The sequence below is a fragment of the Anaerococcus sp. genome, from assembly GCF_030825785.1.
Classification (GTDB): domain Bacteria; phylum Bacillota; class Clostridia; order Tissierellales; family Peptoniphilaceae; genus Anaerococcus.
In genome coordinates this window covers 1-16,696 of sequence record NZ_JAPJPG010000014.1, presented here as the reverse complement: position 1 = coordinate 16,696, position 16,696 = coordinate 1, and the positions used below count along the sequence as shown (strand labels likewise).

Here is a 16,696-nt window from a genome sequence, read left to right as displayed (position 1 = left end):
TATCAAATAAGGAAGGTTAGCATGAAGATTAAAAAAGTTTATTCATCTCTAATGGCTCTAGGACTTATCCTAAGTCTATCAGCTTGTGGATCTAGCACAGATTCAACCAAGGGAGGAGCGGAGTCAAAGACCCAAAATGAAGAGGCTGAAAAAGCAACAGAAGATAAAGAAGCGTCAGAGACTCCAGAAGATTTTGATAAGCAAACATCTGATGACACTATAGTAGTGGGAGTTGATTCCATAAATGGAGATTTCATCCAAGGATATGCCAATGATGCAAACGACGTAAAGGTAAGAAGATTCATGGGTATAGAGGGAAATAATGGCTATGATTGCTATGTTCTTGACGAGGAAGGAAAGTTTCAAACAAACACAGCTGCCCTTGAAAAAGATCCTGAAGTAAAGATTAACGAAGATGGCTCACGAACAACAACTTATACCATAAAGAAAGACCTAAAATGGTCAGATGGAGAGCCTATCACAGCTGATGATTATATATTTGGAATTCTTCTAGAATCAGACAAGGACTTTAACCCTCTTACTGCATCTATGAATATAGGAGCAGACGCACTTTTAGGCTACAAGGATTTCAAAAAAGGTGAGACAGATAGCTTTGAAGGAATCGAAAAACACGATGACTATAGCTTCAGTCTAACAGTAGATCCTTCACAATTACCATATTTTGAAGTAGAAGTTCTATCTAATGCAGGACCTAGCCCAATGCATTATATAGGGGAAAACCTAGCTGTGGCAGATGATGGCAAGAAGCTTGTAGTTAAAGAAGGCTATGAAGTTACAGATAAGGATAGGGAAGACTACAAGAAATCCATAGATAAACAAATCGAAATCCTAAAGGAAAACTTCGAAGAAGCTAGCGAAGGTCTTGATAAGGAAAGCGAAGAATATAAAGAAGCCAAGGGAGAATTAGATAGTCAGGTAGGAGAGCTTGAAAGACGTAAAGAAGGAGATGTAGATCCAACTAGACTCCTAATCGAAGAAGCTATGATCAAGCTTACAAGTGACTACAGATTTAACCCTAAAGTTACCTGTGGACCATATAAGTTCGATAAATTCGAAAATAACATGGTTAGGCTTGACCTAAACGAAAACTACCAAGGAAACTTCAAAGGAGACAAGGCAACTATCCCTCATATCATTGTTCAATTGGTAAACAAGAATATAGGACCAGACCTTCTAGAAAATGGAGATATAGATATCTGGGAAGGCGAAGCTGACGGATCAAAGATCGACCAACTCAAAAAAGCAGCAGACGATGGCAAAATCCAAGTAGGTTCTTATGAGAGAAATGGTTATGGAAACCTAACCTTCCTAGTAGATAGGGGAGCAACCCAATACAAAGAAGTAAGACAAGCCATAGCAAGCCTAATGGATAGAAACGAATTCGTCCAATCATTCTTAGGTGGTTACGGTGTTGTAACTAACGGTAGGTATGGTACAAGCCAATGGATGTATAAGGAAAGAGGAGCAGATATAGAAGGTAAAATTGTAAATTGGGTTTTAAATATCGATAAGGCAAATGAACTTCTTGACAAAACTCCATACAAGTTTGAAGCTGATGGAACAACTCCTTGGGATAAAGACAAGGCTCTAGATGAATTTAACAAAAATCAAGAAGGCTTCGACTACTATAGATATGATGAAAATGGAAACAAGCTCGTTGTAAATCAATATGGTGCAGAACAATCTCCAATTACAACCCTAATATCTAACCAACTTCCTCCAAATGCTAAACAAGCTGGAATGGAATATAACGTAACAAGCGGATCCTTCTCAACCCTAATAGACCTATACAACTTCCCTAAAGAAGATGCAGAATATACAGCCTTCTCAATGGCAACAGACTTTGCTACACCATTTGACCAATGGCTATACTATTCAAAGGAAGGTCCATTTAACAAAAACAGGGTAGACGATCCAAAGGCGGATGAAGTAACTACTGCCCTAAGAAGAACAGAGCCAGGAGATAAGGAAGCTTACCTAGACAAGTGGGAAGAATTCCAAAAATGGTACAACGACTACCTACCAGAAATTCCACTATACTCAAATGTCTTCCACACAGGTTATACCAATAGAATTAAAGGCTTTGACGTGATGACACCAGTATGGCAAGCTGCTGATCAAATCAATGCCATGACAATTGAATAAAGATTTTTATAAATGAACTAAAGAGGTGATACTATACAATCGCCTCTTTTTATTTGCATGATTTTAGGCAAAGCATTTGCATTATCATTAGAGAAATAAAAATACAAGAAGTTAATTATTTTATTAAAAATATCTAGCGAGAAAAAACATGACAGATGTTGGAATTTAGTATATTAGTACTTTAATAAGATCTAGATAGATGTATTATATTACATGAATATAATGCAAAAATCCCTAATATTAAAGAATCGAAAAGAATAAAAATTCCATATAGTGAATAAAACTTTAGGAAATCCTTGACAAAATCTATTCATTGAGTTAAAATATATAAATATAAAAGTTACTTAATTTTTTAGGGGGAAAACTAATGAAAATGAAAAGAGTTTTTTCTTCATTGATGGCACTTGGACTAGCTAGTACTCTAGTTGCTTGTGGCGGTGGAGAAAATAAAGACGACAAAGCTGCTAATAATGACGCAGATACAAAAACTGAAGATAAAAACGAAGAAGCTACAGACGATAAAGACGCAGCTGAGGGCGAAGATGCCGGTGAACAAAGCGCTGAAGATTTCGAAGCACAAACATCAGACGATACCCTAGTAGTAGGTCTTGGTGAGCTAAATGGTGACTTCCTACAAGGATGGACCAACAACGCAGGAGACGTTAAGGTTAGAAAATATCTTGGTATCGAAGGAAACAACGGCTACCAAACAGTTGTTCAAGATGAAGCAGGAACTTGGGTAAACAACCCAGTAGTTCTAGATGGTGAGCCTTTATCTCAAGATAACGAAGATGGATCAAAAACCGTTACATTCAAGATTAAGAAAGACCTTAAATGGTCTGATGGCGAGCCAATCAAGGCAGATGATTACTTATTCATGTCTCTTCTACACACTCACCCAGAATATACCAAACTAACAGGCTCTACAAGCCCAGGATCTGACTCTGTAAAGGGATATGAAGCCTACAAGAAGGGCGATAGCGATGTATTTGAAGGTCTTGAGAAGGTAGATGATTACACATTCAAGATTACAATAGACGCATCATTCCTTCCATACTTCGAAGAAGCATCTTTATTAGCTATTCAACCACACCCAATGCACTATCTAAACGAAAACTTAGCTCTTTCTAAAGAAGGTAACAAGCTTGTTGCTAAAGAAGGCTATAAGGTTAGTGATGAAGAGAAAGAAAATTATGTAAAGAATCTGGATGAACAAATCAAAAAACAAAATGAAGATTTTGAAGCAAACAATCCAGCTCCAGCAGATGATGCAGCAGAAGAGGACAAAAAGGCTTACGAAGAAGCTAAAAAAGCTCACGAAGATGCAATCAAAGACCTAGAAGATCGTAAAAATGGAGAGGTAGACCCTACTCAACAACTTATAGATGAAGCTATGCTTAAGGAAGTTAATGAATACAGACTTAATCCAGCAGTTGTAACAGGACCTTACAAGTTTGAATCATTTGAAAACAACATGGTTAAACTAAGCCTAAATGAAAACTATGCTGGAAACTTCAAGGGTGATAAGGCTACAATTCCTAACGTAATCCTTCAAACTGTAAACAAAAACATTGCTGTAGACCTACTTGAAAATGGAGATATCGACCTTTGGGAAGAAGAATCTGAAGGTGGCCCAATCGATAGAATGAGAGAGGCAGCAGACAGTGGAAAAATCGGTGGATATAACACATTCGAAAGAAATGGTTATGGTAACGTAACATTCCTAACAGATAGAGGAAGTACAAAATACAAAGAAGTTAGACAAGCTATAGCTCACCTAATGGATAGAAATAGTTTCGTACAATCTTTCGCTGGTGGATATGGTGTAGTAACTAACGGTATGTATGGTAGCAGTCAATGGATGTATAAGGAAAGAGGAGCAGATCTTGAAGGTAAGTTAATCAACTACCAAATGAACCTAGATCAAGCTAATGCCCTTCTTGACAAAACACCTTACAAGTTCGAGTCTGACGGAACTACAGCTTGGGATAAGGCTAAGGCTGACGAAGCTTTCTCATCTAATCCAGATGGATTTGACTACTATAGATATGATGAAAATGGAAACAAGCTTGTAGTTAACCAATATGGTTCTGATGAATCACCAATTACAACATTGATTTCTAACCAAGTACCAAACAATGCTAAGCAAGTTGGTATGGAATATAATGTTACAGCTGGTTCATTCGCAACCCTTCTAAACTACTACTACTATCCAGAAGAAGACCCAGAATATACAGCATTTAATATGGGTACAAACTTCGGTACTCCATTTGACCCATGGTATCAATATAACTCTGAAGGACCTTACAACTATACTAAGACTAATGATCCAAAGGCTGATGAATTGACAGTTAAACTACGTAAGACACCTGCTGATAAGAAGGATGAATACCTAAATAACTGGGAAGAATTCCAAATCTGGTACAATGATTACCTACCAGAAATCCCACTTTACGCTAACCAATATCACACAGGTTACACAAAGAGAGTTAAGGGATTCGATGTTGATACACCAGTATGGCAATCAGAAGATCAAATAAATGCTCTTACTTTAGAAAACTAATAATCAGTAAATTAAAGGGGCTCACTTGAGTGGGCCTTTTTATTTTCCTTATTGTAATTATACATAAAGTATTAATACATATTTGCAAAAAAACCATAAAGTTATGAAAAAATATGCATAATTATGTCGTTATTTTACCAACGTTTACATTTTGTGGACCTCTTTATATAATAATTTAATAAGATAGGTGGTTGACAAAACATAACTAATATTATAACATATAAATTATAAAAATTATTAACTTGGATTTGTTTATCATTTTTAAAAAGACTACATATTTATCAGTATACTTTAGCAAGATAACGAATCTCAATGTTATAAAAAATAGGAAGGGAAGATATGTTTCGTTATATAGTTAAGAGAATCATAAATTTAATACCAGTAGCTCTGATTATATCCATAATGCTTTTTGCTTTCTCTAAAGCTATGCCAGGAGATCCAATCAAGGCTATGATGCCTACGACAGGTCGTATGACCAAGCAAGAGCAAGAAGAGCTATACCAAACACTTCAAGCTAGATACGGACTCGATAAGTCCTTGCCTGAACAATATGTAAGATGGCTTGGAAGAACTTTGAAGGGTGATTTGGGGGAATCTACTAGAGTTAGAAGACCAGTTTCTGAATATTTATCAGAGCCTCTCAAAAACACCATATTTTTAAATATCGGTTCTACAATCCTATCATTTGTACTTTCGGTCTTGATAGGAATCAGGTCGGCCACGCACAAGGGAGGAGTCTTCGATAAGACCTTCCAGACTTTGACCCTGGTGGGTCTATCAATTCCTGTATTTTTTATAGGACTTATTTTAATATTCGTCTTTGCCTTTAGACTAGGATGGTTTCCAGCAAACGGCATGCCTAGAGAAAATACCTTCGGAGAATGGGTTAAGTATCTAGTTCTGCCAACGGCGACCCTAACCATAGGTTCTCTTGCCTCTCTTTCAAGATATGTAAGAAATTCTATGCTAGATGCCCTAGACCAAGATTATATAAGAACAGCAAGAAGTAAGGGGCTAAAAGAGAAAACTGTTATCTATTCGCACGCCTTTAGAAACGCTCTTATACCAGTAGTTACTGCCCTAACCTGGGCTGTGCTTGGAATGTTTTCAGGTTCAGCTATCACAGAGAGGATATTCTCTTTTAGGGGAATCGGTAACGAACTAATAATGGCTGTAATGGCTCAAGATTACAATGTGATCCTTGCCTTATCAATGTTTTATGCTGTGCTTACTCTTCTTGGAAACTTATTGATGGATGTGGCCTATGCCCTAGTAGATCCAAGAGTTCAATTGGAGGCTTAAGATGAATGCGACTTTTAAAAAATCTGTAAAATCATATGGAAGTTTCTTGAAAAATTTCTTCTTAAGAGCCTTCACATTCTCTAAGGGAGAAGAGTTCAACGATAGTAATTCTTCCTTTGACAATAAGTCAGATGATGAATTACTCCATAGTGATAATAAAAATGTGGACAAGGGACCTAGGAAGGAAGACGAAAATGATAAGCTAAAAGAAGAAGCTATCATGTCTCCAGGAAAGGTAGCCCTCAGAAATTACTTTAGAAACCCTTTGGGTATTATTGGACTTGTGCTTTTTGTAGCAATTGTCTTAGTAGTATTTGTAGGAAGTAAAGTTCTTCCATTCAACCAATATTATTCCCAGGGAAACTTAACTAACGTTGCTCCAGGTGGAGCCTATATGAACTATCCTTCTGATCTAGAAAAAGAAGGAGTTGAGAAGATTTCTATAGGTAATACCTTCTCTGCTGGCCTTAGCAAAGAGGGCAATATCTATGTTTGGGGATCTGACAACGAAGATAAGGTACTAGAAATTCCTGATAAGGCAAAAGAAGCCTTAGCTAACAAAAAAATCGTAGATATAGCGGCGGGAGATAGACATATCATCGCTGCTACAGAAGATAACGAGATATACGGTTGGGGTAACAATTCCTTCCAACAAAATCAAATGCCACCGATGGACGAAGCAAAGGTAAAAGAGGAAGGAATCGAAAAACTCGGCGGAGGTGTTCAATACTCTGTAATTCTTACAAAGAAAAACAACCTCGTCGTTTGGGGATCAACCCTTGCAAGTAGGCTTAATCTTCTTCCTTCTGATATCAAGGAACAAGTTGTGGATTTCGCAACAAGTCCAATCAATATCCTAGCTGTAATGAAGGACGGATCTATAAGACTTTTGGGTGTAATGGGTGCAGAAATTGACACTCAAATGCCAGAAGAGCTTAAGACAGGTAAGGTTAAGACTAAAAAGGTAGCCCTAACCTCTTCATCAGCAGCAGCCCTATCAGAAGATGGCAAGCTTTATGTTTGGGGACCATCTAGAGATAAGGTTTCAGGAGATGCGATGCCTAAATTTGAAGCTCCTCTTGTAGATATCAAGGCAAGTGATTCAGTTTTCACAGCCCTTGACGAAAATGGAAAAATCTACCAATGGGGTAAGGAAAACTATGGAGAGCTAAAGACTCCTGAAGGAGAATTCGATCAAATTTATTCTTCATATTTCAACAACTACGCAGTAAATAAGGAAGGCAAAATCGAAACTTGGGGTCTAAATGGCTTTAGATTCGGTTCTGACGATCAAGGTCGTGATATTTTCACAAGACTAATCCATGGTGGTAAGATGACTATGGTAATTTCCTTGATCTCCACAGTAATTCAAATAGTCCTCGGTGTACTAATCGGTATGATTTCAGGTTTTGCTGGCGGAAAGATAGACAATGTATTGATGAGATTTTCTGAGATTGTGGCATCTTTCCCATTCTATCCAATGTTGATATCTCTATCAGCCCTATTGCCACCAGGAGCAAGCCAAGAGCAAAGGATCACTATGGTTATGATTCTTCTAGGTCTACTTGGTTGGACGGGGCTAGCAAGACTTGTCCGTGGACAAATCCTTGCCGAAAGAGAAAGAGACTATATAACGGCAGCAAGAGCCTTGGGAGTTAAGAACTGGTCTATTATGATCAAGCACATCTTCCCAAATATCTTATCAATAGTAATTGTAAATGCGACTATAGGTTATGCCGGAAACTTACTAACAGAATCTGGACTATCCTTCTTAGGATTTGGTGTACAAGAACCAACTCCTTCTTGGGGTAATATGCTTACTGCAGCTCAATCATCAGACGTCTTAAACACTTACTGGTGGAGATGGGTATTCCCAGCACTTGCAGTATTTTTGACATCATTTTCTGTAAACCTAATCGGTGACGCCCTAAGAGATGCCATCGACCCAAGAGCAAACGAAAGATAGGTGAAAAAATGAGTTTATTAGAAATAAAAAATCTACACACCTACTTTGAAACAAGACGTGGTCTTATCAAGGCTGTAAATGACGTATCTTTTACAGTCGATGCTGGTAAGACCTTGGGTCTTGTTGGAGAAAGTGGATCTGGTAAGAGTCAAACAGCCATGAGTATACTCCAACTGTTTGAGTCAAACCAAAAGATTTACGATGGTGAGATAATATTCGATGGAGAAAAAATATCTGACTTTAAGACTAGCCAAATGGAGCATATCAGAGGTAATAAAATATCTATGATATTCCAAGAGCCAATGAGCTCTCTTAACCCAGTCTTTACTGTAGAAAAGCAAATCTCAGAAGTTCTTATCCTCCACAAGAAAATGGATAAGAAGGGGGCGGCTAAAAGATGTGAAGAGCTTCTTGCAGCTGTTAAGATCCCTAATCCACATGTAGTGGCCAAGCAATATCCTTTCGAGTTATCTGGAGGAATGAACCAAAGGGTTATGATCGCCATGGCCCTTGCTTGTGAGCCAAAGCTACTTATAGCAGATGAGCCTACAACAGCCCTTGATGTTACCATCCAAGCCCAAATCCTAAGACTAATGAATGATCTTAAGCATAAGGCAGGTACATCGATCCTCTTTATTACCCACGACCTCGGTGTAATAAATCAAATGGCTGATGAAGTTGCAGTAATGTATTGTGGACAAATCGTGGAGCAATCTCCAGTTGAATTTATCTTCAAACACGATATTACAGACTTTAACCACCCATATACTGTAGCCCTACTAAATTCAATCCCATCTATCACATCAGATAGAAATGAAAGACTTGATATCATACCAGGTTCAGTCCCACACCCACTTAACCTTCCAAAAGGATGCAAGTTTGCAGATAGATGTAAATACGCTACTAAAAAATGTATAGAAGTGATGCCTGATCTAGTTTCCGTAAATGAAAACCAAAAGATCAGATGTCATTATCCAAATAGAAAGGAGAGGGAAGAAAATGCAGAATGATAAAAAAGTCTTATTTAAGATAAGAAATCTAAAGAAGTATTTCCCTCTTAAGAAAAAGTCTATATTTAACAAGGGACCAGGCGAATATGTTCATGCTAATGAATCCATTAGCCTAGATATCTATCAAGGAGAAACCCTGGGTCTTGTAGGAGAATCTGGATGCGGTAAGTCTACTTTCGGTAGAACCCTCCTACAAATATATGATCAAACAGAAGGAACTACTCTTTATTATGGAAAGACCATAGAAGAAACTGCTCCAGCCTACATGCTAGATATGATCAAGAAAATTCCTAGCCAATTTCCTAAATATCACGAAGAAATCGAAGCTTTAAATAAGATTTATGAAGAGCTTGAAAATGCTGATACAGACGAAAAAAGAGCAGAGCTTAACGAAAAGGCTATGTTTAAGCGTCGTGACCTAGAGGAAAACTACCTAAATATGGTAAGGATTGCTGGAGGTCTTCTTGCAAGTGATGACCTAAACAAGGTAGCTACTATGCTTAAGGAAAAATACGACATCCTTAAGCAAAGAGCCGGCATCCTAGAAAAGCTCGAAGAAATTGAGCAAAAGACTCAAATGAGATCAAGAACTTGGGAAGAATATGATAAATTCCTAGAAAGTGATCCTAAGTACAAGGACTTGATCAGCCAAAAAGATGCCAAGACTAAAGAAATCAGCGAAAAAGATCAAACCATAGAAGTTTACAGAAAGGGTCTCGAAAATAAGGAGAGATTTGCCGAGCTTGAAGCAGAGAGAGATAACGGAATCGACCTATCTGAGCTTAACAACGAGGAGATGAGAGCCCTAAGGAAGGACCTACAAATGATCTTCCAAGACCCCTATGGATCTTTGGATACAAAGATGACTGTAGGAAATATCATCGGCGAAGGTGTTCTAGGCCATGAACTCTTTAAGAGCAGAAAAGAAAAAGGATACAATGAGTATATCAGAGAAACTATGGAAAAGTGTGGACTTGCTCCTTACTTCCTTCATAGGTATCCTCACCAATTCTCAGGTGGACAAAGACAAAGAATTGGTATAGCAAGAGCCCTAGCCCTTAAGCCAAGCTTTATAGTTTGTGATGAGGCTGTAAGTGCCCTTGACGTATCTATCCAATCTCAGATCATTAACCTTCTTCAAGACCTAAAAGATGAGAACAACTTAACTTATCTTTTCATCACTCACGACCTATCAGTTGTAAAATATATATCAGATAGGATTGGGGTAATGTATCTTGGAGTTTTGGTAGAACTTTGTGAATCAGAGAGAATATTCGAAAATCCTCTCCATCCATACACCAAGGCCCTCCTACGTGCTATCCCAAGAACAGACGTAGACCAAGGCCAAGAGCTACAAGTCATCGAAGGAGACATACCATCAGCAGTAAAACCTCCAAAAGGATGTAGGTTCCACACCAGATGCGAATACGCTATGGACATCTGTGCCCAGTTTGAGCCAGAACTTAAGGAAAGAGAAGACGGCCACTTTGTAGCTTGCCACTTGCTTGATGTAAGCGAGGAAGAAAAACAAAAGGCCTTTGAGAAAAACAAAGTAGAAAAGGCTAAAAAAGAAGAAGAGCTAGAAGAAATGAGCGCTATATGAAAGCTCCAATAGATAGATTTAAGGGTAAAAGCCAAAAAGAAATCTATGAAAAAGAGAGGCTCCTAGATAAGGATAATCTCGAAAATAAAGATCAATTAGCTATGTTTCTAGCAGCGATGAGAGTATTTATGCCTTGGGTATTATTAATACTTTCTCCTCTGATAATTTTAGCTTTAGTAATCTAGAATAGGTCCTCCGGCTAGGCTGGAGGATTTTGTTTTGTCTAAATTTCTGGGGTATAATATAAAGATGAGGTAAAAATAAAGAAGCGCCAGATCCCAATGGGATGACGAGGAAGACAGTTATCGAAAATTCGGCGGGAGCTGTCTGGGTTCACAGCCCTAGTATTAGACAAAACACAGGAGCAATCTTGTGGACAGAGAAGATACAGTGGCCTCATAAAAATTAAATAGGAGGTTACTATGTGCGGAATAGTATCATATAAGGGAAAGCTTGATGCAAGGGAAGTAATCATCGATGGTCTAGAAAAACTTGAATATCGTGGTTACGACTCAGCAGGTATAGCTGTGATTAATGATTGTGGGATTTCTTGTGTAAAAAAAGCTGGAAAGCTTGAGAATTTGAAGAAGGCTTTGGAGGAAGATCCTATAGAAGGAAAAGTCGGCATAGGCCACATCAGATGGGCAACTCACGGAGAGGCCAACGATGTAAATAGCCACCCTCACCTTTCAAACAACGGTAAGATTGCAGTAGTCCACAATGGAATCATAGAAAACTATAGAGACCTTAAGAAGGAGCTGGAAGAAGAAGGCTATAAGTTTAAATCTTCGACAGATACAGAAGTTATAGCAGTACTTCTTGAAAAGTATTATGAGACAGATCTATTAGAAGCTGTAAGAAAAGTCCGTGAAAGACTTGTAGGAGCCTATGCTTGTGGGATTATCTCAGCTGACGAGCCAGATAGACTTATTGGGATTAGACAAGAAAGCCCCCTTGTAGCAGGAATAATGGAAGATTCCTTCATGATGGCAAGTGATATTCCATCTCTTTTAAAATACACCAGAGATGTTATCTATCTAGAAAATGGAGATGTCGTAGATATCAAGGGAGATTCCTACACTATCTATGACAAAGATGAAAAAGTAGTTGATAGAGAAATTAAAAAGATAGAATGGTCAGTCGATGCAGCGACTAAGGCAGGCTACGACCATTTTATGATCAAGGAAATAAATGAGCAAGCCTCTGTCCTAGAAGAGCTTATTAGATTAAATGTAAAAAATGGCGAAGTAATTCTTGATGGAGACTCATTTACTAAGGAAGATTTAGAAAACTTTGAAAGAATATATATAGTAGCTTGCGGAACAGCCTACCATGCAGGCCTTGTTGGCAAGACTATTATAGAAAAACTTGCGAAGATTCCAGTGATCTGTGATCTTGCCTCAGAGTTTAGATATAATGATCCCTTCCTTGATGAGAAAAGTCTGGTAATATTTATATCCCAATCAGGTGAAACAGCCGATAGCCTTAAAGCTCTAAGCTTTGCCAAGGAAAAGAAAGCTAAAACTCTTCTTATAACAAACACTCTAGCCTCATCCATGGATAGGGAAGCTGATAAGTCCATATACTGCTATGCGGGTCCAGAAATAGCTGTAGCAAGCACCAAGGCCTACACTAGCCAAGTCCTAAATCTCTATTTCTTAGCCCTTGATTTTGCTAGGAAAGTATCTAGGATTGAGGATGAAGTTTACAAGGAAATCATAGAAGGCTTAAGGAAAATTCCAGGAAAAATAAATGAAATTCTAGAAGATGATAAAATAATAAAAGACTTCGCAGAAGAGATAAAAGATCAAAAGAGCCTATTTTATATAGCTCGTGGCCTTGACTATCAAACTACCATAGAGGCAGCCCTTAAGCTTAAGGAGGTCTCATATATTCATACAGAAGCTTTCGCAGCAGGGGAGCTAAAACACGGGACAATTTCCCTAATAGAAGATAAGACTCCGGTTATAGCTATAATGAGCCAGGCAAATCTTTTGGAGAAGACCCTATCAAATGTAGAAGAAGTCGTGGCAAGAGGGGCCAATGTATTTATCATAACAAGTCATAAGGACTCTAGAATGAGTAAAATAACTGATAAGATATTAATAATTCCAGAGACCTTGGATATTCTCTATCCGCTTCTTACGGTAATACCAGCCCAACTTATGGCCTACTATACATCAATAGCCAAGGGAATCGACGTAGATAAGCCAAGAAACTTAGCTAAATCTGTTACAGTAGAATAGAAAATTACTAGCGAGAAATCGCTAGTTTTTTTGTTAGAAAAATCAAACAATATAAATCTTGTTTAAATTTTAAAAAGAGCAAAGAAGAGTAGAAAAAATTTATAAAATCTCCAATAAAAACCAAAAGAAAATGTTTACATTATAAAAATCTGGGTAATATTATAATAAGAAAGATATATCATTATCGTTCTTATTAGAAAAAAGGAGGACGGTCCGATGGAAGAGTTTGAATCCTTTGACCAAGTCCTATTTGAATCTTATCATGGGGTTTGTAAATTTGTTGAAAAGGAAAGAGCAAATAAATTCCCATCTTTTTTGGAATCTAGAAAGAGAGCTGAGGCTCTTTCGATTAATTGTAAGCTAAGAGAAGCTAGTAAAGATGTTTACGATAAGAAATCTTCTAGGATTAACCTACAACTGAATAGAGATGAAGATACTTTCTTTAAGGAAAATATTAGTTTAGGAGTAGCTAAAGATATATCTTCTGACAGAAACTACCCAGGTTGGCTCTAATTGCTTTTTGGACTTAACTAAGCTTTAACGGACGATAAGGCTATGAATGTTAAGTGAGATAAGATTATCACTAAGCAATTCTTGTAAATACCTGGGTTTTATTATTAGACAAGCAAAAAGCCTCAAATATCTGATTTAACTTTCAGAAAATTTGAGGCTTTATCGATTATTCTTCTATAGCTACTGCTGCTTCTTCTTTGTCTAAAATTTCATCTGGGATCATTTTGGATGCAAGATAGATTAAAAATGGAAGGACTATTGCATCATCCAAGATTCCTAAAAAGGGAACTACATCCGGTATCATATCAGCTGGCAAAACAGCATAGGCTATGGCAAATATTCCCATAAGTTTTGCTATTACTGGTGTATTTTTATTTTTCATTGCCCTAAAGTATACAGGGATAAAATTTTTGATCTTCATTAGCTTATTCATAAAACCTCCTTGAAGGTAAATCAATTTCTACTTTAATTATACTCGAAATTTTCTTTTGTCAAATTAAATATATTGATTATGATATTAATAAAATTGAAATATCAAAAAAGGTTTATGATAGAAGGCTTTTTTAAATAAGGCATTTATGGTATTTCATAACTTATAAAGTTCAAGTTGACAACTTCTAATATTGACTTATCAATTATTTTCTAATATGATAGTATAAAGAGAGTTTTTTACTTAGCAAATTTAGGAGGATTAAATGAGAGAAGACTTACTATTTACACCACCTGATTTTTCGGAAGAAAAATACGCTTCTGCTAAAGATGTTTCTACAGCAGAAGTTACAAAAGATGGTGTAAGCCCAAAGGGTTTTTATTTAACAAGCCACATGCCAACTTATTACAAGGTTGATGGATCTTGGCAAATTCCAGAAAGAAGTTCTCAAGACTGTGTGGCAGTTGTTGAAGATGGAAAGGTATTTGTAAGAGAGTTTAGAAATCTTAAAAAAGGTGATAAGGTAGTTATCGCAAGTGCTACTGATGCTAGTGAAGGTGTTTTAAGATATGCACAAGGTTTCTCAGAGGAAGTTTTTTCTCGCGGAGGAGACTTTGTTGAAGCATCAAATACATCAAATTATAAACTTCTTTATGAACTACTTAGAGCTGAAAAAGAATCAGAAGGAAATATTACTTGGGTTCTAGGACCTGCTGTTGTATTTGACTATGATACAAGAAATGGCCTATCAAGACTTGCAGAAAATGGATACGTTCAAGCCCTACTTGGTGGAAATGCTATGGCAACTCACGACCTTGAAGGAGGATATTTAAATACTGCTCTTGGTCAAGATATTTACACACAAGAATCTGATCCACTTGGTCACTATAACCACTTGGATACTTTAAATGCTATAAGAAAAGTTGGTTCTATAGATGAATTCATAAACGAAGGAAATGTTCGTGATGGATTTGTTAAAACTCTAAATAGACTAGGAGTTCCAATTACTCTAGCTGGATCTATTAGAGATGATGGACCACTTCCAGAAGTTACAGGCAATGTATATGACTCTTTGGACAATGTAAGAGTTGCTACAGATAAGTCAAATCTTATTATTTGTCTTGCGACAACCCTCCACTCAGCATCAACTGCAGAGACAGCCACAAGCTATAGGGTAGATGAAAATGGCAATATAGTTCCAGTATTTATATTTACAGTAGATGTTACAGAAAACGCAGTAAGAAAAGTATCTGCTGCTAGAGAAGGAATCGCTGTTAGAACTCTTGTAACAAATGTTCAAGATTTTGTAGTAAACTTAGAAAAAGAACTTGTTCCAGAAGAATACCTATCTTATGATGAAGAACATGTTTACGAAGTAGAAGAAAATAGTAGTGAAGCTTCTATTGAAGATAAAAAGGCTATGAGCCAAGGAAGAGAGGAGTAATTATGGACTACAAATTTGAAATGCCAAAATACTTCCCAAAAGAATTCGATGAAAAGTTTGATAAATTTCCAAATGCTAAACTTGTAGAAGTAGAAGAAGACGGAATAAGCCCAGAAGGCTACCACGCTCTATCAGTTTTCCCAGAATATTTCAAGATAAATGACAAATGGGTACTTGCCCTACAATCTAGGATGGATACTGTTGCAGTAGCAATAGATGAACCAGGAAATGAAAGAGTAGATGTAGTAGAGTTTAGAAACCTTAAAAAAGGTGACAAAGTCGTTGTAGGACGTAAAGAAGATGGATCTGAAGGAATCTATGTCTACACAGAAGGCTTTGTAGATAAATCTAGCAAAGAGGAAGCAACCTTTGGATTTAGAGAAGGAAGATCAAGAGAAACAGCCTTTTCTAAAGATTACGATGAGCTATATGAAGTTTTAAAATACGAAAAAGAGAATAATGGTTATGTAACTTGGGTACTTGGTACAGCAACATCTCTCGATGAAGAAAGTGATGATGCTTTGGCAAGACTTGTAGAAAATGGATATGCAAATGCAATATTCTGTGGTACAGCAGCTGTTGCCTACGACCTTGAAAGAGCTAAGTTTAAAACAGTTGAAGGTCAAGAAGAATATCTAAATAGCCAAAATACAAGAGAAAACTTCTACGAAGTAATCAACAGAGTAAACGAGTACGGTTCTATCAAAGAATATGTAGAAAAAGAAGGCATAGAAACAGGATTTGTTGCAGCTGCAATTAGAAATAATGTAAACTTAGTGATAGCTGGAACAATCAGAGATAGATACACCTTTAATGATACCTACAACAATGTATATGAAGCTCAAGATGAGATGAGAAGAAACATCAAGAAGTCATCAACAGTAATCATGTCATCAGCAATCTTATTTACAATTGCTACAGGTAATATGACTCCATCATACAATGAAATCAACGGAGTTATAAGACCAGTATTCATGTATACAGTTGATATTCAAGAATTTGCTGTTAATAAACTATCAGATAGAGGAACATTAACTGCAAAAACAATGGTTACAAACTCTCAAGACTTCGTTAAAAATATTGATAGAAACTTAAATCAAAAATAAGAAGCATATAATATAAGAAAAATCCACCTTTTAAGGGTGGATTTTTTGTATATATAAGGTTTTATATTTGGAATTTTTATAGGATTTCTGTTTGATAGATCAGTTTTTTTCTAAATTCGCTGGGATTTATTCCATATATTTTCTTAAAATTTCTGTTAAAAGTTTTAGTTGTATTGAAACCAACAGTATAGGCTATATCTGTTACCGTGTCATTTTTTATTAGAAGTATTTTAGCAGCATTTATAATCCTTACATAAGTTAAGTAGGAATCAAAAGATTTATCTAGGTAAAAATCAAAGGAATAGTTTATCTCTGTAGGATATATTATAAATTTTATGGATAAATCC

Annotated in this window: 13 protein-coding genes; 11 read left to right on the top strand and 2 right to left on the bottom strand. The window is 36.7% G+C overall.

The annotated features are described in order from the left end of the window. The first annotated feature begins 21 nt into the window (after positions 1 to 21). The 9 genes from RCH56_RS03425 (at position 22) to RCH56_RS03385 (ending at position 13,369) form a co-directional block, all read left to right on the top strand. Entirely contained in the window at positions 22 to 2,166 is a 2,145-nt protein-coding gene (locus RCH56_RS03425; protein ID WP_306483598.1) for an ABC transporter substrate-binding protein, read from the top strand. Between the two features lie 367 nt (positions 2,167 to 2,533). Continuing rightward, on the top strand, positions 2,534 to 4,729 hold the full coding sequence (locus tag RCH56_RS03420; protein WP_306483597.1) for an ABC transporter substrate-binding protein: 2,196 nt from the start codon (positions 2,534 to 2,536) through the stop codon (positions 4,727 to 4,729). A 339-nt stretch (positions 4,730 to 5,068) separates the two neighbouring features. After that, the gene (locus tag RCH56_RS03415) at positions 5,069 to 6,031 is read left to right on the top strand and encodes an ABC transporter permease (RefSeq protein WP_012803490.1); all 963 of its coding nucleotides are present in this window, start codon (positions 5,069 to 5,071) and stop codon (positions 6,029 to 6,031) included. 1 nt (position 6,032) lies between these two features. Next, positions 6,033 to 7,997 (top strand): ABC transporter permease subunit, encoded by a 1,965-nt coding sequence (locus RCH56_RS03410; protein WP_306483596.1) that lies wholly within the window; start codon positions 6,033 to 6,035, stop codon positions 7,995 to 7,997. 8 nt (positions 7,998 to 8,005) lie between these two features. Beyond that, on the top strand, positions 8,006 to 9,007 hold the full coding sequence (locus RCH56_RS03405) for an ABC transporter ATP-binding protein (RefSeq protein WP_306483595.1): 1,002 nt from the start codon (positions 8,006 to 8,008) through the stop codon (positions 9,005 to 9,007). Next, the gene (locus RCH56_RS03400; protein WP_306483594.1) at positions 8,997 to 10,610 is read left to right on the top strand and encodes an oligopeptide/dipeptide ABC transporter ATP-binding protein; all 1,614 of its coding nucleotides are present in this window, start codon (positions 8,997 to 8,999) and stop codon (positions 10,608 to 10,610) included. The genes RCH56_RS03405 and RCH56_RS03400 overlap by 11 nt, the downstream gene beginning before the upstream one ends. After that, the gene (locus tag RCH56_RS03395; RefSeq protein WP_306483593.1) at positions 10,607 to 10,795 is read left to right on the top strand and encodes a hypothetical protein; all 189 of its coding nucleotides are present in this window, start codon (positions 10,607 to 10,609) and stop codon (positions 10,793 to 10,795) included. Before RCH56_RS03400 ends, RCH56_RS03395 begins: the two co-directional genes overlap by 4 nt. A gap of 237 nt (positions 10,796 to 11,032) precedes the next feature. Further along, the gene (glmS, locus tag RCH56_RS03390; protein WP_306483592.1) at positions 11,033 to 12,856 is read left to right on the top strand and encodes a glutamine--fructose-6-phosphate transaminase (isomerizing); all 1,824 of its coding nucleotides are present in this window, start codon (positions 11,033 to 11,035) and stop codon (positions 12,854 to 12,856) included. Between the two features lie 216 nt (positions 12,857 to 13,072). Beyond that, the gene (locus RCH56_RS03385) at positions 13,073 to 13,369 is read left to right on the top strand and encodes a hypothetical protein (RefSeq protein WP_306483591.1); all 297 of its coding nucleotides are present in this window, start codon (positions 13,073 to 13,075) and stop codon (positions 13,367 to 13,369) included. 166 nt (positions 13,370 to 13,535) lie between these two features. Here RCH56_RS03385 and RCH56_RS03380 read toward each other — a convergent pair whose 3' ends face one another. Further along, positions 13,536 to 13,802 carry a YkvA family protein gene (locus RCH56_RS03380; RefSeq protein ID WP_306483590.1) on the bottom strand — a complete coding sequence of 89 codons (267 nt, stop codon included), beginning with the start codon at positions 13,800 to 13,802 and terminating at the stop codon, positions 13,536 to 13,538. A gap of 262 nt (positions 13,803 to 14,064) precedes the next feature. On the opposite strand from RCH56_RS03380, the gene RCH56_RS03375 reads away from it, so the two are divergent. Next, entirely contained in the window at positions 14,065 to 15,243 is a 1,179-nt protein-coding gene (locus tag RCH56_RS03375; protein WP_306483589.1) for a hypothetical protein, read from the top strand. A gap of 2 nt (positions 15,244 to 15,245) precedes the next feature. Continuing rightward, complete coding sequence (locus RCH56_RS03370; RefSeq protein WP_306483588.1) at positions 15,246 to 16,349, top strand: hypothetical protein; 1,104 nt, start codon at positions 15,246 to 15,248, stop codon at positions 16,347 to 16,349. A gap of 76 nt (positions 16,350 to 16,425) precedes the next feature. Here RCH56_RS03370 and RCH56_RS03365 read toward each other — a convergent pair. Then, on the bottom strand, positions 16,426 to 16,696 hold a 271-nt coding region (locus RCH56_RS03365; RefSeq protein WP_306483587.1), incomplete at its 5' end, for a helix-turn-helix transcriptional regulator.